We start from the raw sequence: 20,417 nt of genomic DNA, 5'->3' as shown, positions 1-20,417 counted from the left end.
TGTTCACCTCTATAATTATTCTGATAAACCAGATTCTTTAAATTCTTTTTCAAATTTTCTAACTGATTTATTAAGCTTTTCTTTAAGTAAATATCCTATAAGTATAGTTACTACTCCAAACACTATAAGTATAGACACATTAAACATAACTGTACTTAAAAGTGGACCTGCTATAGCTTCTCTTAAGTTGCTTAGTGTATATGTAAATGGGAAAAATGGTTGCATTATTCTAAATATTAAAGGGTCTACTTGTATAGGATAAGTTCCTCCAGATCCAGCAATTTGTATAACCATAAGCACTATACCTATTGCTTTTCCTATATTCCCAAATAGAGAAACCAATGTATATAAAATAATTGCAAATGCTGCTGATGAAAGTACTGTAGTAAATATAAATAGTCCTAGATTTTCAGTTTGAACGCCAAGTACAAATTTATCTCCAAGACCTACTATAAAACCTTGTATCATTGCTAAAAATACAAATGTAATCATTTTTCCAATGTATTTTTCTTTTATACTTAATTCTTTAAATTTATCCACTTCAGTTGTAAGAAGTGATGTAAGTACTAATCCTCCAACCCATAGTGAAAGTGTTGTATATATAGGTGCCATACCAGATCCATAATTTTCAATAGGATATATTGGTTCTGATTTTAAATTAAATGGATTAGATATATAATTTCCCATAAGTTGTGGCTTACTTTGAAGTATTGATATTATAGAATTTAAATCATTATCACTAACTTTTTTTAATTCTGTACTTAATATATGTATAGTATCTTTAAATTGATTTAATTTAGAGTCTAAATCCTTAGACATTTCTGCAGTTAAACTACTCCCTTTAGATACATACCCTAGCATATCATTTAAAGCTTGAACTAATCCCTTTGAGCTATCTACTAATGTAGCTGCATTTTTAGCTGCATTTACTAAACTATCCGCAGTATTGTTTAGTGCTGGTCTAACCTTAGAATCATAGGAATTTATTGCATTATTTACATTACTTGATAAATTACTTGCAGTTGAATTTATAGAGTTTAATGTATCTTTCATAGATTCTATTGATCCATTTAGTTGATTTTTAAGATTCCCTATGTTTTCTTGCTGTTTACTTAATTCATCTTTTATTATATTTAATTCATTAATTAATTTATTTATATTTTTATTAGATTTAACTTCATTAAATTCTTCTAAATATTTAATAATTGAATCTATTTGGTTTTTAGTACTATTAATTTGATTATTTATCTGCGATATCGCTGATGCAACATCTGCTTTTGAAATATTACCAGAATTATGACTAATACTATTTACTATATCCTTTGTCTGATTATTTTCATTATTAATCTGGTTTAAAGTTGATTTAATACCATTAAATGAGCTATTTAAATTATCTTTTATGTTTTCTATATTTTTACTTGTATTCATATTATTATTAGATACTGCATCTAGCCCACCTGTAACTTGTGGTAGTGTACTTTGTATACTTTTTAAATATGTAGCTAAGTTCTCAGAATTATTATTGACACTATCAAGTATAAAATTAATAATATCCATGTGTTCATCTAAACCTATCACAGCTTTTTTTAATTCTAATATTTTATCTTTACTATCTTCAATATCTTTTCCATATGTATTTAATGAAGAGAATAAAGTTTTATTTACAGTGGCTATAAAATTTGAATTAATCTCATTTACAAGTGTTTCCTCAGCAACCTCTGTTATTTTACCTGCTACTGGATTTGATTTAGTGTTTACTTTATAAATAATGGTTGGCTTTATAGGTTTTCCACTTGTAACACTAGTTAAGTCCTTTGAAAAATCGCTAGGTATTTCTATCATTGCATAATAGCTTCCATCTAATACACCCATATTACCCTTTTTAGAGTCAACGAATTTCCATCCAATGTCCTTATTTTTCTTAAGTTCACTTATGACATCGTCTCCAACATTTAATTTTTTGCCATCTAGAGTCGTTCCCTTATCATTATTTACTATAGCAATTGGAACTGTACTAGTATTTTCATAAGGGTTCCAACAAGCTTTTATATTTACCCATGCATATAACGATGGTATGAAGCATAATCCTATCACTATTATTAGAGCTATAGGATTTTTAATTAGATTCTTCATATCTGTTTTAAAAATTTTAATGGAATTTTTCATATTTACCTCCATTTTAGTTTGATTCCTAAACATACTTCATGTAGTATTATATCACTTTTCACGTTATAATTAAATTTTTTTAAAATCATAAATATACTTATTCTATAAACTTAAAAGCCATTTTTATATAAAATATTATAAAAAAAGCTATCTTTAAAGATAGCTTTTTACCTATACAAGTTGTATTTGAGTACTTAAGTTATATACTACTTTTTTTTCTACATAATTACTTGTGCAAGCTGTTAATATTCCACCATAGCTAGTAACTACAAACCCTAGTATATCTCCTATATTATATATACTTTCACTATTTGTTATATCTAGTATCATATGGTCAGAACTTGCACCTATTATCTGTATATTTTCATCAGTTGGAAATATTGATTCAATATCTATATCTTGCTTTCCTATGCCAACTATTGCTCTTTTCATTATACCCTTATCCTCATAATGAGGCACTTTTCCAAAGGCATCTTTACCTATTTCTCCTATTGGCATTGACGGTTTATCTTTTATTTCTATAATTTCACAATATAATTTAAAACTATCATGATATGTTTCTTCTATGAAGTTTCCATATGCAGTTTCTTTTCCAAGAAGTATGGCTTCTCCTAGTCTTAGATTTGTTATACCTTTTGGCAGTTTTCCTTCTTGAAGTAAATATATAGAACTTGAATTTCCACCAGATATAAATTCTAATTTTATATTATGTTTATCTTCTATATTTTTAGCTATTTTTACTAACCCTCCTAAATTTTCCTGTGATGGAAGTATAGCTCCATAGCAAGTTAAATTAGTGCCTATCCCTATAAGTTTTATATTTTTTAGGTTTAATACGTTATCTACTACATTACATAGCTCTTCTTCATTAAAATATCCTTCTCTTAAATCCCCTAAATCGACCATTAAAACTATATTATGAACTTTATTAATGTTTTTAGCTTCTTCATTTAATCTATATATAGTTTCTATTTCAGAATTAAAACTTATATCTGAGTATTTAACAACTTCTTTTGATTCACTTATCATTGGTATTCTAAGTAATATTTTAGGAAGTTTTAGACTTTGAAGTTTCTTTAAATTTTTAATTCTTGAGTCAGCTATATAATCTACATATTCGTTACTTATTTCTTCTACGACTTCAGGAATTGCACAATATGCTTTTGTTACTATAGCCATTTTTAAGTTCTCTTCATTTAATATACTTTTAAGCCTACATACATTGTGTTTAAGTTTAGTTATATTTATTTCTAATCTTGGATACACAAAGTTTCCTCCTTAAAATTTAAACTCTTTAACATAAGCTTAAGAGCTGCATCTTCGTATTTTTTAGATAATACTCCAAGAGATGCCATTATATAGTCATTATCTACTAATACCTTTACAGTTTCTTTTGGAAACAATAAGTCCTTATTTTTGTTGTTTTTAGGTATTTCTTTCATTATTTTAACTCTGTTAGGAAGCCTAGTTAAAGCACCACCAGTTCCTACAATATATCTAACTTCTGTTAAGTCCTTACCTTCAGCTATCCTACTTTTACCACTAGTAGAATATATACTCCTTATAATTCCTGAATGTCTTTTAGTGGCACGAAGAGCTGCTTCTTTAGTAAGTCTTTCTACTAAAATTATTTGTTCTTTAGTTTTCGGTATTGGTAAATAATTTTCTATAACTTCATCTAAGTTTATATCACTTAATTCTTCCTGTAGATTTTCTTTTCCTATGGTATTTACTATATTTCTCATATTAACGTAAACTCCTAAGTCACCTTCAACACTTCTTTTAGCTATTGGTTCTGGATTTACAAGTATTCTACTTATTCCATCATTTCCTTCTGTTACAGAATGTATATCAGTAGTTGCACCTCCTACATCTATAACCATCAAATCTCCTATATTTTTTCTAAGTAGCTTTGATGCCTCCATAACAGCCCCTGGTGTTGGCGTTATATGAGAATTGACTAATTCTTTTATATGTTCCATACCCGGCGCATTAGTTATATGTTCTTCAAATACATTTTGTATAACGCATCTAGTTGGTTCTATATTTAGATAATCAATTTTAGGATATACGTTGTCAACTATATATAGCTTATAGTTTGTATCTTCAAATATTAATTTTATTTCTTCTATATTTTCAATATTTCCAGCATATATAACAGGTATTCCTAGATTAAGTCCTGCTATTAATTCTGCATTATAAATTGCAGTATCTCGCTCTCCATAGTCTACCCCACCAGCTATAAGTATTATATTAGGGCTTATCTCTTTTATTTCTTTTAAATCCGTTCTTCTTAGTTTTCCCGCTGTTACCTTATGTATAACAGCTCCCGCTCCAAGTGCTGCTTCTTTGGCAGCTTTAGCCGTCATATCATATACAAGTCCATGAACAGTCATTTTAAGACCACCTGCTGCACTAGATGTAGCAAAAAAGTCATTATATTCTATACTGTCTACTCCTAACTTCTTAGCTAAATCATCTATTGCTCCATTTAGTCCATTTCTTACATCTCCACCTTCAAATACAGTTGTTGGTGCTTGACCTTGACCAATAAATTTTGGACTGTCTGTATGTATGCCGAAAAAGGCATTTACAACAGTTGTTGTAGAGCCTATTTCAGCAACTAATACATCTACTTTCATGTTTAATTATTTCCTTCTAGTGCTAATTTTTCTCTTCTTTTTTCAACTAAGAACGTAGCTACGTTAACCCCTCTATCACTTCTTCCAAATCCAGCATCCATTCCATTTTCAACTGCTATATCAGGCGTTACTTGAGTTCCTCCTGCTGCTACCATTACCTTATCTCTTATTCCCTTTTCTACACAATATTCATGTAATTTTTTCATATTTTTGTAGTGTATATCATCATGACTTATTATAGTTGATGCAAGTATAGCATCTGCATTTAACTCTATTGCTGCATTTACTAATTTTTCAACTGGTACTGATGTTCCTAAGTAGTGGCATTCTATACCATATTTTTCTATACCACCATGTTTTATGTCTATAACTTCTCTAAGTCCAACAGAGTGTTCATCTTCTCCTATTGTTGCACAAACTATCTTCATAGGCATTTTTTCTATATCTTCTCTTATTTCATCATCTGTCATTACCTTTTGCTCTTCTGGTATATCAAGTTTAGCTATATCTATGCTAAATGGAACTTTACCTTTTAACTCTATTCTAGTTCCTTCTGCACTATGCATAACTTCTCTGTGGATAACTTCTACTTCTTCTAGATTCATTTTCTTAGCAAATTCTATAGCTGCAAATTCAGCAGTTCTCTTATCTGTTGGTAGCATCATAGTAAGCATTACTGTACCATCTGCACACCATTCCATTTCTGGCTTTATCTTAGTAGAATTTCTAAATTCTTCTACCTCTTTAAGTCTTACGTTTACATTATCCATATCATCTAGTTCATCTATATATATTATTTTATCAGGTTCTTCAAAAGTACATCCATCTATCAACTTAGAAGGATTATCTACTAAAGTTTCATCATATTGAGCTACATTATTGTATCCAAAGTGAGCTGTAACTGGAGCTAGATAATCTTCATCTCTTTCATATACACTTCCTGCTCCTACTCCTTCTCTTATCTTTCTACTTATTCCGTCTCCATTTCTTTCTGGGTAGTTACCAGAATCAACAAAGAATCCTTTTTCAACAGCTTCGAAATATCCACCTTCTTCTAATATTTCTTCCATATATAATACTGCTCTTTCTTTTAACTCTCTTGCTTTATCTCTAAGTGGACCTGTTTTTTTAAGTTCTATCATATCCATAAGTCCATCCATACCAACAAGTGCTTGTTTTGCAGTATCACAAGCTTCTATGTTGTACATATGCCAAGGAACGTTTCTTCCTTCGTCTGGAGTTATAGTAGATTGTATATCCGCTCTTGTTAAAACTGAAGTCAATAAGTTAAGTACATGAGTTACTGTTGCTTCTCTAGTTGATGAATCCATATATTTAGTATTCATTTGTGCTCTCATTTTATAGTCACTAAATAACTCTCTTAAAGCTACTGCATAAGGTAGGTCTAGTGTTAAACATGGTGCTGGAGGTGCTGTTGGTGGTACTGTTGATAGGCATATATTGTCTTTATTAATTCCTACTTTTTCTGAGAATACTGAGTTTAGTGCATGTTGAACCATAAGTTCAGGCATAACCTTCCAAGCTTCTCTAGCTGTTGCATTTGCATTGTGTGCTCCATCTATTTGAGCCATATTAGCAAAAGCCATTATATTTTTTGCTTCACAAGCATCAACAAATGATCTTATCATATTTATATTTCTATATAATACGTTGTATTGTGGGTCTTGATGAGCTCCGTTTATTCCTTCTTCTGCAAACATTACAGCAACCTCAGGTCCTGCAACTCCACTTACATAAGAATGATAGTTTATTGGTCTTCCAACTTCTTCTTCTATAAAATCAAGAGCTTTTCTTTGTGCTCTAACTTGCTTTCTTGTTATAGGAACTCCTCCTATTCCCTGTGGTGTTCCTTCTATTAATCCATCAAAGTGAGATTGACCAGCCGTTCTTATAACCATTAAATGGTCTGCTCCATGATGTGCTGCCATTCTCATTCTTCTTATATCATCTTCAAATCTTCCTGATGCTATTTCTGTTGTTATAACTGCATTAGGTTGAGGGTCTATATTATTAAAGTATTTAGCTGAAGGAAGTGCTACACTTTCTTTTAAAGGTGCTGAACAATCCTTATATTTAAAAGGTCCCATTTCTAAATCTTTTTCATTTTCTCTCCATGTCCAGCCTCTTCTTTTTGGTCTATAATTTTCTAGATCTTTTAATATATATTCTATATCTAATTTTTTATTTTCTTTTAACATTGTGCTCCCTCCTTCGCAAATAAACTAACTGCTTCATCCCAATACTTATTTTCTATAAGCATAAGACCAGCTTCGCGAACACTTATATTTTTTTCTTTGGAAAATTTATAAACAACATGCCCCGCACCTTTTCCTATAAGTCCATTTTCAAGTACACCATTTACTATTTCTTTAGCTTCTAAAGAAGAAAATCCCATTCTTAGTAGTACTGATCTTTCTATTGATGGTGTGGTATTTTTTCTTCCTAGTTCTATCATCGGTTCAACTATTTCACTTGCTAAGCTCCAAAATCTATTCTTTAATTCTTCATCACTTAAATTTGCTAGATGAACTCTTCTTTCATTAAAATCATCATTTCTCTTTTTCATACGTCTCCCCCTATTCTCTATTACTTTCTATTTATGAATCTCTATATTATAATTTTAAACCCTAATTTTTAGTTTTTTACACTCTATACCAACTAATCATGATAAGTGAAATAATTAGTATGTAAGGCTATTTCCCTTTAACTAGTACTTCATTAGCAACCTTTTTTACAAACTCTATATCACACTTACAATCTTTAGCTAAAAATTCTATATCTTCATTATTTAACTTACTTACATTATTATTTTTTATTGCATTTTTTATATAAGATTTTTTTATCTTATTCATATCCAAATCAACTGCTTTTATCATACTTGGATGTGATGGTAATATTAAATTTTCTCCACAAACTTCATCTTGTGGATTTCCGAACTTAATTTCTATCCCATTTTCACGCGCAAATGTAAGTTGTGGATTTATATGTTTTCCAGCTCCTGTATACTCTGTTTCTTGAACTACTATTATTTGGTCTTCATCTAGTTCTCTAGCTAAACTAAATGCTACTGCCAAAGATGTATTTCCAGCTGGACCTCTCTCTATACCTTCAAGTTGTGCTAGTAGTTCTGTCATATAAAATACTTCCCCCTGACTTACTGTTAAGTATCTATCCATATATCTTAGTGGTCTTGCAGCTGACCTTGGTACATCTGAACGGTCTGGCCAAGTACAAAATGGTATACCAAACCCAGTGTGCCCTGTAGTAAATGATTTTTTATTAAATTGAGTATCACTAGCCATATGAAGTCCTTTTAGGTTGACGCTTGCACCTACTACTTTAACATCTGTAGCCCCAGCTTTTTTTAGTCCTCTAGCTGTTCCCGTTAAATTTCCTCCCCCTGCATTAGTGCATACTACTACATCTGGATCTTTTCCTAATTTTTCTCTACACTGCATAGCTATTTCATATCCTAATGTCTCAACACCAGCTATCCCAAATGGAGAATAAAGTGATGCATTAAAATATCCTGTTTCTTCTAATAATGTTAAAAATGTATAAAATAACTCAGGTCCTACAGTTAATTGAACAACTTCTGCACCATAGGCTTCACATTTTCTTGCTTTTTCTATTATTTCAGGCTGACCTATTCCATTACTGTCATAACACTCCTGAACTATTATACATTTAAGGCCTTGCATAGCTGCTTGAGATGCAACTGCTGCTCCATAATTTCCACTAGTTGCTGCAATTACTCCCTTATATCCCATCTTTTTAGCATGATATACTGCTGTTGCTGCACGTCTTGCTTTAAAACTTCCAGATGCATTACATGCTTCATCTTTTACAAATATCTTTGCACCTTTTCCCTTTGGCGATACTTTTCTAGCAAGTTTAGTTATATTTTTAAGCTCTATTAATGGAGTATTTCCTACTGCGAAATTTCCTTGGATTTTTTCTATTTCGCTTAAAGAATATCCTGTTTCTTTCATCATTTTTTCATAATCAAAGGATATTCCTTCGTTTTCAAACTTTGTATAGTCTATCCCTATTGCATTTTTCATTATTTCATTTTTTCTACTCATTACAGCACTATAACTATTATCTTTCATTTTCTTCACCTCCAAATAGTATATTTCTTGCCTGTAAACCTATTTGAAGTAATTCTGGTATACACTTTCCATAATCATGTTCATAATATGGTTCTACTTTTAGTAATTTTCCACTTACATTTCTTCCTGTTATAGTTTTTATATTGACTAGTTCCCCAATATTAGCATCTTCTTCTATAAATCCTTTAACCCACATTTCAAGAGGATGTAATTTTGTATCATCTGGAACTTGTGGCGCCCTTTGGCTAGATTCTAATACTATGTTGTGAATTATTACCCAATTTCCACGCTTAGCATCCATAAATCTACTCTCCTTTTTTTCCAATACTAGTAAAATTAATTTACTAGTATTGGTTTGTTATATTCTTTATTTATAAATTTATATTTAAGCCTTAACAGTTTCTTTTAAATTAACTAATTCTCTCATATCGCCCATTATTGCTCTTGGAACAGGTATATCAAGCATTGTTCTAAGTCCTGGTATTGCATTTATAACATGTGGTATAGAATTTACACACATTGCTATAGTACCTATCCCTCCTGGTATCTCTGGAGTTATTTGTAAATTTATATTTGGAGTACCTTTTATAGTTACATAATCTCCTGTTGATTGCCCTTCTAAGTGAGGTAATATTTGTTGTGGATGTTCCATTTCTATTTTAACTTTTCCATCAACATATCCATATCCACATTGTCTACAACCTGCAACATTTCCTGCTTCTACCTCAGCGTACTCGCTCTTTCTATATACACTACTCATTATTGGTTCTCTAGTTTCCTCTACTTTTTCTAAATTCCATCCTATACCATGTGTTATCATGTTTATAGATTCAGGAAAACCTACATGACCTGCTATTGATCCATCTTTAACGCCATTTTCAAATTCATCTTTTGTAACTCCAACCCCCTGTTCTATCATAACTGCTTTACCAAATGGAGATAAGTCATTTACTCTAGCAGCCTTTATATACTCTACTTCTTCGCAAGTTCCAGTTAAAGCAAGTATTAGTAAATCAAGTACAAATCCTGGGTTTATTCCTGTACCAAGTACACTTACTCCATGTTCTTTAGCTATCCTATTTAATTCTTTAGCTAATTCTGGTTCTTGTGCTTTTGGATAAGACATTTCTTCTGCTGTTGATATAACGTTTATTTTTCTTTCTAATATGTATTTTATCTTATCAAATGCTCCTTTAGTGAATGAGTCAGTTGCAAGTAACACAACATCTGCACATTCATCAGTGAAAGCTTCTTTATAATCAGGCTTTATTATAACTTCTGGCCTTTCTCCTCTTTCACACCCTAGTACATCATATACACTTTTATTTACTCTTTCTGGATGCATATCACAAACTGTAACTATATCTACTCCATTTTTTTTAAGTAACATTTTTGCCATTCCACTTCCCATTGCTCCAAATCCCCATATTCCAACTTTTATATTTCTCATATATACTTCCCCCTTATATTTATTTTTTTATGTTTTATATACAAAGCAAGGATAATGCCAATTTTTTAATTTTTCCTATTTTTTAAAAATTTATCTATTTTTATCCCCGTCGTTTTTTATACATAAGGTATCTTTCCTTTTTTACATGCAAGAATTTTATATTAATCATAAAACTTTTGATACCTCATACAGATTATATATATCAATAGGTTTGAAAATGAAAAAAGAGCATTAAATTTTGCATGTACTGCAAAATTTTTTGCTCTTATACTATCTATTAATTCTTATATTATATTTTTTCATTTTATACTGAAGGTTTTGCCTTGTTATTCCAAGTATAGCAGCTGCTTTTGTTACATTTTCTCCTGATTTTTCTAAAGCTTCATGTATATATCGTTCTTCTATATCTCCTATTATCCAATCTAAAGGCTTTGAGCCTATATCTATTATATATGTATTTTCTGATAAATTGGTTTTATATTCATTTATATTTATCATATCTTCATCTAAAACATCTTCATTTTCCATAAGACTCATACTAGAATATATAGTGTTTTCTAATTCTCTTACATTTCCTTGCCAAAAGTGATTTTTAAGTACCTTAGCTCCCTTTTCAGATATACCAATTAAGTTTTTATTTAATTTATAATTATATTTTTTTATAAATTTATTTGCAAGCAATATAATGTCTTCACCTCTTTCTCTAAGTGGTGGGATTTCTATATAAATTACATTTAATCTGTAATATAAATCTTTCCTAAGTTTTCCTTCATTTAATATATCTACAGGATTTTCATTAGTTGTAGCTATTACCCTTACGTCAACTGGTATATCCTTTGTTCCTCCAACTCTTCTTACATATCCTTCTTGAAGTACCCTAAGTAGCTTTGCTTGAAGTTGAAGTGGCATAGAATTTATTTCATCTAAAAGTATTGTACCCTTATTAGCTTGTTCAAATAAACCTGGCCTATCTATTGCACCTGTGAATCCTCCTTTTACAGTTCCAAATAGTATTCCTTCTAATAAGCTTTCGGGAAGTGCCGCACAATTTTGTGCTATAAATGGTTTGTCTCTTCTTTTACTTTCATAGTGTATAGATTGACTTATAAGTTCTTTTCCTGTTCCTGTTTCCCCATATATAAATACTGTTGCATCACTTTTAGTTGCTTTTTTTGATATGTTAATTGCTTTTTTTATACATTCACTTTCACCTATTATATCGCTAAAATTATATCCTTCTTTTGTCTTATTTTTTCTATTATTTTCCTTAATATCATTTAATTTTATAATCTGTTCTGATAATGTTTGAATTTGAGTCATATCTTTTGAAACTTCTAATGCGCCAATTAGCTCCCCATTAATTTCAACTGGTATTGTCGTATTTATAGTAGTTATTTCTTTTCCATCTTTGTTTAAGTATTTTTGTACATTATCTTTTATCTCTTTTTTATTTCTAATAACCTTAAGTAGCGTACTATTTTTTATTTCCATATTTTTTAATACATCTTTGAAAGATTTATTTAATACATCTTCTTTATTCATATGTTCTAATTTTGCCATAGCATTATTATATATTAATGTTTTTCCATTTTTATCTATAAAATGTATACCTTCATCTATGCTTTCTATTATTTTTTCTATAACTTCTTTATATATATTATTTTGCATAGCCCCTCCACCTAAATATCTATTTTATAATATAAAAATTTTTTGTATCAAACTTTTTCTTAAAATTACAACATACTTTTAAGAATTTAACTTTTGCACCCTATTTTCCTTTTTTATCAAATATATTTATTAGATATATAATTTTATATTATTTCAATTATTTATATATGTGTTATAAAATATCTTTCTATTTTTGATGTAGGTATTTATACTTTTTTCTGCTATAATTTCTATATAATTACAATTTTTTTCAAAAGGGTGTATAAAAATGTTGAATAAAGTTAAAAATAATTTTAGGTATTTAATATTACCTACATTAATAGTTTTATTTTGTCTAAATACTACAAATACAAATGCAATTTCAACAAAAAATGTATTATTCATCAGTTCATACTCTCCAAGTTTTATAACATTTGATGACCAATTAAATGGTATCTGTGATTCTATCGATAGTAACTACGAAGTTCAAATAGAATATATGGATATAAAAAAATTTAATGATGAAGAATTCAGAAAAAATTTCTATAATTTAATAAAATTTAAAACTAAAAATTATAGAAAATATGATGGCATTATTCTCGGGGACGATGCTGCTTTAGATTTTGCACTAAATAATTTAGAGTTATTTAAAAATACTGCTGTGGTATTTCTTGGTATTTCAGATGAAGATAATATAAAAAGGGCAATGGAGAGTAATATAAATGGGGGTGTTATTGAAAAGCCATCTATATCAGAAAATTTAAATCTAATACATAATTTATTTAATGAAAATAAAAACTTAATCTTAATAAGTGGTGATGAAAGTAAGTATAAAAAAGAGATTGATGAATTTTATAGCTTTAAATCTAAATACAAAAATTTTAATTATAAAAATATTGTAATACCCGATAAAATTGATGAATCCTTTTTATCTAAGCTATCTAATATAGATAAAAATAAAGATGTTGTTTTGTATCTACATCCATATATAATCAACTCACCTAAAGACTTATATATATATGAATCAGTTGAAACAATCTCTAAGTATATAGATGCACCTATGTTTACAACCTTAAACTATAATCTTTATGATAATATGGTTGGTGGGAAAGTAGTAAGTCATTATGAACAATCTACTCTTGCAAGTAAATTACTTAAATCGATATTAGATGATAAAGTAAATACAAAACAACTTATAACCAGTGATGAGGCTAATGTATGGTGTTTTAATTATGATAATTTAGTTAAATATAATATACCAAAAAATAAGCTTCCAAAAAACTCAATAATAATAAATAAACCCATTCCATTTTTTGAAAAACATAAGGAACTTATTTTTCCTGTTACTTTGACTTTAATTGGACTAGTATGTATAATAATTGCTTTACTTATACATGCCCATAAAACTTCAAAACATAAAGAGGAATTAAATAAATCTAAAAAGATTGCTGAGGATGCTAATATTGCAAAAAGTAATTTTATAGCTAATATAAGTCATGAACTTAGGACACCAGTTACTGTTATTTCATCAGCTAATCAACTTTTAAGTATATTATTATCTAAAGAAACTTTACATAATGATGATAAAATACTTAGCAACTTAAATATTATTTCTCAAAATTCAAATAGACTCATTAGACTTATAAATAATGTTATCGACGTAGCTAAGTTTGACTGTGGGTTTTATAACTTAAAACTTAAAAATATCGATATAATATCATTTATAGAAAATACTGTTTTATCTGTAATTCCTTATGCTAAATCTAAGAAACTAAATATAATATTTGACACTAATATAGAAGAACTTAATATGTGTGTTGATCCTGAAAAAATTGAAAGGATAGTACTAAACCTTCTTTCAAATGCTATCAAATTTTCAAGTGAAGGAGAAGATATATTTGCAACAATAATTTCAGATGAAAATAATTTTAATTTTATAGTTCAAGATAATGGTGTTGGTATAGATGAGGCTAACTTAAATAAAATATTTGAAAAGTTTACTCAAATAGATAGTGTATTTACCCGACAAAATGAAGGAAGTGGAATAGGACTTTCTATTGTTAAATCATTTGTAAAACTTCACCAAGGTACTATAAGTGTTAACTCAAAATTAGGTGAAGGATCCTCTTTTATAGTATCATTACCTATAAATTCTACATTAACTACTGGTGATGATTTAGAAATACCTTCTAACTTAGATGGTGCTAGCATTGAACTATCTGATATATTTAAATAAAAAGATACAAGTTAAAACTTGTATCTTTTATTATATTAAAATTTCATCTATATCTCTTATAAGCTCTAATTTCTTAGTGTCACTTATTTCTTTATTAACTTCTATTTTCTTTTTTAGTGCTAACAATTTCTCTTTTTTTATATCTAGTCTAGATTTTCTTATGTCCATTTCATCAAAACTTTTACTTAACATATTTATAAGAGACGCCATTTCATCAGAACTTCCTGCTATTCTATTTAATAACATTAAATTTTGTTCTAATAACTCTGGTATTTCGCTTAATGAATATCTAAGTTGATGATCTATTTCTCCATATCCTTCTTCAAATATAGTTCTAACTTGTATCTCAGATATAACTTTTTGCGTCGTAGGGTAAGATTCTATAAGATAATGTACTGACCTATACCCTGATATTCTTGAACACACTTCTATACCCAATTCTTCAAATTGCTTAGTATTATCCCCTTCTCTAACATTTGCTACTATTTCATTAACACGCCACATAAGGCTTATAAAATCATGTATTTCTTTCCAATCTTCCTTAAATATATGTATAACTCTTATTCCTAATAAATCTGTTATTTCTTGTTTATAGTTTGATACAGTAAAATTAAAATCTTCTCCATACTTTTTTCTTCTGTCTGGTGTTTTTCTTATTACTTTTTCTAATAAGTGTTCTTCATCTTTAACCCTAGTTTTAACTGAGTGTACTTTTTTATGTGCCCTTAATATATTTGCTATTAATTCAGCTTGCGTTTCATAACTTTTTCTATAATTTTTAAAGTCCTCATATATATCTACTAGATCATTCCAATTTATATTATTTTCAATTAAAAAATCTTCACTTATATTGTAACTATTTAAAAAGTCTGTTTTATTAATCATTTCAGCCTCCACTTAAGTTCGTATAAATAATATTATAACCTATAAAAAACTTTATTTGTAAGCAATCTTTCTATAGGCTAATAGATATATTATTTTGATTGTCTATAATAAATCCATATTTTTTATATAAATTTCTTAAATCCTTTTCACTTATAATATTCTCATCTGCTACTAATAGACCTTCTATAATTTTTATTTCCTTTAGATTATTCTCTTTAAGTACCTTATTAATATCTCTAATTATATCTTTTAAATTAATAAGTATCTTTCTACCATATCCTTTTTTTGATTTAATAGCTCTAAAATTATTTATGTATAAACTAGATCTTTCTTTGTATTGATAGTATACACATTCCATATATGCCTTATTTTTACTGCCACTTAATGTTTGTATATTCACAGGTATACCTACAGATATAGTATTTATATCTATACTAATGATAATATACATTAGTCTATCTAAATTATCTTTATATTCTTTAATTATTATATTTTTTTTATCATTTGATTTTATATACCTTTTTAAATTTCTTAAAAATTTAACATAGTAATTATACTCATCAATATATTTAAAATCATCTTCATTTAAATTGTATTTATTATTATCTTTAATCACACTAAGTTTTAGTTTGTTTATAGCACTTATGTCTTTAGTATTTATATATTGTTTCATTTTATTTATCTTAATATCTAAAGTTTCCATATGCTCCCCCCTAAAAATAGTATTTTTACAATTTTATAGGAGTATAAAACAAAAAAGAACTTACTCATATGAGTAAGTCCTTTAATTTATTTAATACTATTTATATTTTGAGCTACTATAATATGCTTATAAGTATTGCACCTTTTGAAGTATATGTTCCCATAACTGATCCAACTTCACTTATAGTTATATTTTTAAAATCATATTTATCTTTCATTATCTCTTTTATTTTTTCTGCTTTTTCTATACAATTCGAATGTGCTATTGCTAATGATTTTTTATCATCATTTATATATTTACTTACACTATCTATTACTTTTTTTATACAATTATTATCTCCTCTTGCTTTATCTACTGGTTTAACTACACCATCTATTACCTGTATTATAATCTTAAAATTAAGCACATTTATTATTTTCCCAGCTAAAGGATTTACTCTTCCTCCCTTTATAGCATTTTCTAGAGTATCTAGTGCTCCAAAAAATATAACTTCATTTTTTAATTTTTCAATTTCACTAACTATTTCCTCAAGAGATTTCCCTTCCTCTGCTAATTCACATGCTTTAACAACTAATAATCCTTGACCAATTGAGCCATTTAATGTATCTATTATTTCAATCTTTTTGTTGTTTTCTTCTAAAAACATATTTTTAGCAAGCAATGCTGTTGAGTATGTAGCTGATAATTTAGATGTTAATGTAAGTACTAAAATTTCCTCTTCCTTGCAGTCATAATGCTTTACAAACTTTTCAGGAGATGGACAAGAAGTTTTTGGAAGTTCATTAGAATTGTCCATCCTTTTATAAAATTCACTTTTTTCTATGTCTCCATCTTCATAAACATCTTCTCCAAAAGAAACATTAAGTTTTACTATGCCTATATCATATTTTTCTATTGTATCTTTATTTAAATCACATGAGCTATCTGTTATTATTTTTACCCTTTTCATAGATCTTTCCTCACTTTATTATTTTTAAATTCACCATAATATTAAAAATATAAATCAGTCGGTCGGTTGACTGATTTATATTTTCATTGTATATTTACTATATATAAAAGTCAATAGTTAAAATATATTATTGAGATCTTCTCAATTATATGATTTATTGACAATAAAATTTTATGATATTATAATTTACTTGTTATAATAGTAGTATTTGAAAGGGATATCACATGAAACCAAATAATATGAAAGAAAATATTTTGCTTACTGCAACAGATTTGATGATTAAAAATGGTATTAAAAATACAAGTCTAGCAGATATAGCAAAATCTGTTGATATAAGTAAAGGAACTTTGTATTATCATTATTCTTCTAAAGATGATTTAATATCAGATATAGCCAACATGCATTTAATGGCTATTACAAATGCTGCTCTTGATTGCGTATGTAATATAGATTCTGATGCTTCTAACGAGCAAATGATAAATCTTATAATGGATAAAATATCAACTATTGAAGGAAGAGGCAGAATTCACATGTATATACTTTGTGAGGCTATAACTAGTAATGATAATTTAAGAGAAGAAATAAAACTTAAATATATTGAATGGAGAAATACTATTAAATCAGAGCTTATAAAAACTAATAAAAAAGATGCAGAAGCCCTTTCTTTTTTACTAGTATCTATAATAGATGGTTTAGTTGTACAAGGTTTATTAAAAACTGAAAAGATACCATATGAATCTATAGCTAACTTTTTAGTTAGTCGTTTTATATAAAAGACATCTTAAATTTAAGATGTCTTTTTTATATAATAGTGATTTTCCTATATTTAAAATACTGTTTTTATATTAAGAAAATAATCTTACATTATAGTATAATAGTACTCTCGTCTTCAAATACTATAAGCTTGTCTAGATTTTTTATATCACTCACTAATCTTTGTAGTGCTAAATCTTTTTTCTTAGCCTCTATCATTACATCTACATCCTTATTTACATTATCTTTTATTAAATATATAAACTTTAAGAATTCTTTAGCATCTATATAATCAGAATGTCTTCTATCATTTTCAAATTCTCTAGGCGTAGAAAAATGTATCTTAGGTTGCAATTTTTCATTTTTCCACGTATTAAATATATCATTTAACAATCTATCTATATTTTCACCATTATTGTTACAATTATGGTGATGTATGTCTAAAACCATAGGTAAATTCAGTATTTTACATATATACAAAACATCTTTTACAGTAAATATTTTATCGTCATTTTCTAAGATTAACTTATTTTTAACTATAACTGGAAGTTTATTAAAATTTTCTATAAATCTTTCTATAGCTTTTTCTTTTTCTCCCTTTGCTCCACCAATATGAATAACCATCTTAGCATCCTTACAATTTATATCTTCTAAAAAATTAGCTTGCATAGTTAAATTCTTAGATGTATTTAAAAATACACTTTCTCTATCAGTATTTATTACATTAAATTGGTCTGGATGAATATCAATTCTTAAGTTATTATCATTTATGATCTTACCTATATATTCAAAATCTTTTTTAAAATACTTTCTATAGTCCCACATAACTTCTGGATGAGTTGCTAATGGTATAAGATTTGAAGTTATTCTATAAAAGTGTATATTATTTTTTATATTATATTTTAATATTTTCTCTAAATCAATTATATTTGAATATGTTACTTTTTTTAATTTGTTCAATCTTTCTTCATCACTATTCATACTAGAATATCTTTTAAATGTAAGAGTACTTGATGAAGTTACTTTTGGTAAATTAAGTGCTATAGCAACATATCCTAGCCTTATTCTCATATCTATTCTCCTTATCATCTTTTATATTTACTATTAATTTTTGCTTTTTTTTTAATTTTATTAATAGATAATATTTACTATTAATTTTTCATATATATATACATGTCTATATTAATATAATTATTTTTATAGACTATATATTAACTTAATGAGGAGATAAATTTTATGAACATAGTTAAAAGAAGAAAACTTTTAATAAATGCGTTTATTTTAACGTTTACCACCGTTACACTGGGATTTATAAATACTGGATTTCGAGTGTATATTTCTAATGAAATTGGTGCTGAAGGTATGGGGTTATATCAGCTTATAATGAGTATTCATATAATGACTTCTACTTTTGCCATATCTGGTATTAGAGTAACTACCACTAGGCTTATAGCTGAAGAACTTGGAAAAAATAACAGAGCTAATATAAAAAAAATTATGAATAGAGCCTTTGTATATAGTCTTTTCTTTAGTTCTTTAACTACATTTATAATTTACAATAGTTCAGAGTTTATAGCTATAAAATTTATCGGAGATGAAAGAACTATATTCCCTCTAAAAATATTAGCTTTAAGTTTACCTTTTATCGGTATTTGCTCTTGTCTTCATGGATATTTCTATGGAATGAGAAAAATTGTAAAAAGTATAACTTCAGATATTCTTGAAGTATCTTCATCAATGATAATAATAATAACTTTTTTAGGTTTATATTTGCCTAAAGGTCTTGATTATACTTGTATTTTAGTAGCTATAGCTATGACTGTGGCTAATATACTAGCAGCTGTTTATTCTTACATTCTATATTTATTTGAAAAAAAATCCGGATTTAGGCGCATTGATAGTACTAGTTCTAATTGTAGTTTATTGACTATCTCCAAAATAGCTTTTCCTATTGCTTGTAGCGCTTATATACAAACAGGCCTTAGGACTTTAGAAGATATTTTAATACCAAATGCTCTTAGACAATTTGGTTCTACTACTTCTGCTTCTTTATCTATATTTGGTATGATTAAGGGTATGGTACTTCCTATTCTCTGCTTTCCATCTATATTTTTAGCTTCGTTTTCTACGCTAATAATACCTGAAATAGCCGAAGCTAAAGCACTTAATCAAACTAATCGAGTAAATAGTATAATATCTAGAGTTTTTAAATTTACACTTATGATAGCAGTGTTTGCATCAGGACTTTTTATTATATACTCTAAAGAAATGGGCATTACTATATATAATAGCGCTAAAGTTGGAGATATGATGAGAATTCTTGCTCCTTTGATACCTTTTATGTATCTAGATAGAGTTGTTGATGGTAGTTTAAATGCTCTTGACCAACAAGTTAGTACATTAAAATATAACCTTATAGATATGAGTGTTAGAATTGCATTAATATTTTTTGTAATCCCTAAAAAGGGTATTGAAGGTTTTATATTAGTATTATTTGTTGGTACTTTACTAAATGCAACTTTAAGTATAAATAAACTATTAAAAGTTACAAAACTTGAGTTTCTTATAGGTGATTGGATTTTTAAACCAGCCATATCTGTTACTTTGTCTGCTACTATAGTAAAATATATTTTTGATGTCACAAATATAAAGACTCTAATTATACCACAAGTATTACTAGTTATTTTGTTTTATTTTATATTTTTAATATTATTTAAATCTATAAGAAAAAATGATGTTATGTGGTTTATAAATGCTTTTAGAAAGGATATAAATCCTACTAAAATTAGTGACGTAGGTTTTTATAAATTTTACAATAATATGTAAAAATAAAAATACTATAGGAATCCTATA

General features: G+C 27.7%; 16 protein-coding genes. 3 read left to right on the top strand and 13 right to left on the bottom strand.

Features of this window, described 5'->3' with window-relative positions; all coding sequences use genetic code 11:
• Window positions 1–15 precede the first annotated feature (15 nt).
• The 9 genes from I2H23_RS01725 to I2H23_RS01685 all read right to left on the bottom strand — a co-directional run bounded on the left by I2H23_RS01725 (window position 16) and on the right by I2H23_RS01685 (window position 12,059).
• Window positions 16–2,166, bottom strand: coding sequence for a YhgE/Pip domain-containing protein (locus I2H23_RS01725; RefSeq protein WP_166505055.1), 2,151 nt, complete (start codon window positions 2,164–2,166; stop codon window positions 16–18).
• Window positions 2,167–2,337: 171 nt separating this feature from the next.
• Complete coding sequence (orr, locus tag I2H23_RS01720) at window positions 2,338–3,432, bottom strand: ornithine racemase Orr (RefSeq protein WP_195580919.1); 1,095 nt, start codon at window positions 3,430–3,432, stop codon at window positions 2,338–2,340.
• Entirely contained in the window at window positions 3,417–4,808 is a 1,392-nt protein-coding gene (locus tag I2H23_RS01715; protein ID WP_092926741.1) for a GlmL-related ornithine degradation protein, read from the bottom strand. The genes orr and I2H23_RS01715 overlap by 16 nt, the downstream gene beginning before the upstream one ends.
• 2 nt (window positions 4,809–4,810) lie before the next feature.
• Window positions 4,811–7,027 (bottom strand): D-ornithine 4,5-aminomutase subunit OraE, encoded by a 2,217-nt coding sequence (gene oraE, locus I2H23_RS01710; RefSeq protein WP_092926743.1) that lies wholly within the window; start codon window positions 7,025–7,027, stop codon window positions 4,811–4,813.
• Window positions 7,021–7,395, bottom strand: a complete 375-nt coding sequence (locus I2H23_RS01705; protein WP_092926745.1) for an ornithine aminomutase subunit alpha — start codon at window positions 7,393–7,395, stop codon at window positions 7,021–7,023. Before I2H23_RS01705 ends, oraE begins: the two co-directional genes overlap by 7 nt.
• Before the next feature lie 127 nt (window positions 7,396–7,522).
• Entirely contained in the window at window positions 7,523–8,941 is a 1,419-nt protein-coding gene (gene ortB, locus I2H23_RS01700; protein ID WP_092926747.1) for a 2-amino-4-oxopentanoate thiolase subunit OrtB, read from the bottom strand.
• A complete protein-coding gene (ortA, locus tag I2H23_RS01695; protein ID WP_092926749.1) occupies window positions 8,931–9,242 on the bottom strand; it encodes a 2-amino-4-oxopentanoate thiolase subunit OrtA in 312 nt (103 codons plus the stop codon). The genes ortB and ortA overlap by 11 nt, the downstream gene beginning before the upstream one ends.
• Window positions 9,243–9,326: 84 nt before the next feature.
• The gene (ord, locus tag I2H23_RS01690; RefSeq protein ID WP_195580918.1) at window positions 9,327–10,391 is read right to left on the bottom strand and encodes a 2,4-diaminopentanoate dehydrogenase; all 1,065 of its coding nucleotides are present in this window, start codon (window positions 10,389–10,391) and stop codon (window positions 9,327–9,329) included.
• A gap of 270 nt (window positions 10,392–10,661) precedes the next feature.
• Window positions 10,662–12,059, bottom strand: coding sequence for a sigma-54 interaction domain-containing protein (locus tag I2H23_RS01685; protein ID WP_092926753.1), 1,398 nt, complete (start codon window positions 12,057–12,059; stop codon window positions 10,662–10,664).
• Between the two features lie 268 nt (window positions 12,060–12,327).
• On the opposite strand from I2H23_RS01685, the gene I2H23_RS01680 reads away from it, so the two are divergent.
• A complete protein-coding gene (locus I2H23_RS01680; RefSeq protein WP_092926755.1) occupies window positions 12,328–14,274 on the top strand; it encodes a sensor histidine kinase in 1,947 nt (648 codons plus the stop codon).
• A gap of 30 nt (window positions 14,275–14,304) precedes the next feature.
• Here I2H23_RS01680 and I2H23_RS01675 read toward each other — a convergent pair whose 3' ends face one another.
• The 3 genes from I2H23_RS01675 to I2H23_RS01665 form a co-directional block, all read right to left on the bottom strand.
• Entirely contained in the window at window positions 14,305–15,159 is an 855-nt protein-coding gene (locus I2H23_RS01675) for a RelA/SpoT domain-containing protein (RefSeq protein WP_207733503.1), read from the bottom strand.
• Between the two features lie 70 nt (window positions 15,160–15,229).
• Complete coding sequence (locus I2H23_RS01670) at window positions 15,230–15,862, bottom strand: hypothetical protein (RefSeq protein WP_092926759.1); 633 nt, start codon at window positions 15,860–15,862, stop codon at window positions 15,230–15,232.
• 115 nt (window positions 15,863–15,977) lie between these two features.
• On the bottom strand, window positions 15,978–16,811 hold the full coding sequence (locus I2H23_RS01665) for a DegV family protein (protein ID WP_092926761.1): 834 nt from the start codon (window positions 16,809–16,811) through the stop codon (window positions 15,978–15,980).
• A gap of 224 nt (window positions 16,812–17,035) precedes the next feature.
• Here I2H23_RS01665 and I2H23_RS01660 point away from each other — a divergent pair, with 224 nt between their 5' ends.
• A complete protein-coding gene (locus I2H23_RS01660) occupies window positions 17,036–17,584 on the top strand; it encodes a TetR/AcrR family transcriptional regulator (protein ID WP_092926763.1) in 549 nt (182 codons plus the stop codon).
• A gap of 91 nt (window positions 17,585–17,675) precedes the next feature.
• On the opposite strand, the gene uvsE is transcribed toward I2H23_RS01660, so the two are convergent.
• A complete protein-coding gene (gene uvsE, locus I2H23_RS01655; RefSeq protein WP_092926765.1) occupies window positions 17,676–18,635 on the bottom strand; it encodes a UV DNA damage repair endonuclease UvsE in 960 nt (319 codons plus the stop codon).
• Between the two features lie 165 nt (window positions 18,636–18,800).
• Here uvsE and I2H23_RS01650 point away from each other — a divergent pair, with 165 nt between their 5' ends.
• Window positions 18,801–20,390, top strand: a complete 1,590-nt coding sequence (locus tag I2H23_RS01650) for an oligosaccharide flippase family protein (protein ID WP_092926767.1) — start codon at window positions 18,801–18,803, stop codon at window positions 20,388–20,390.
• The last annotated feature ends 27 nt before the right edge of the window (window positions 20,391–20,417 follow it).

This window comes from Romboutsia sp. BSD2780061687b_171204_C1, assembly GCF_015560225.1.
GTDB lineage: Bacteria > Bacillota > Clostridia > Peptostreptococcales > Peptostreptococcaceae > Romboutsia_C > Romboutsia_C hominis.
The sequence above is the reverse complement of the archived record's forward strand: the minus strand, read 5'-3'. Positions and strand labels throughout refer to the sequence as shown.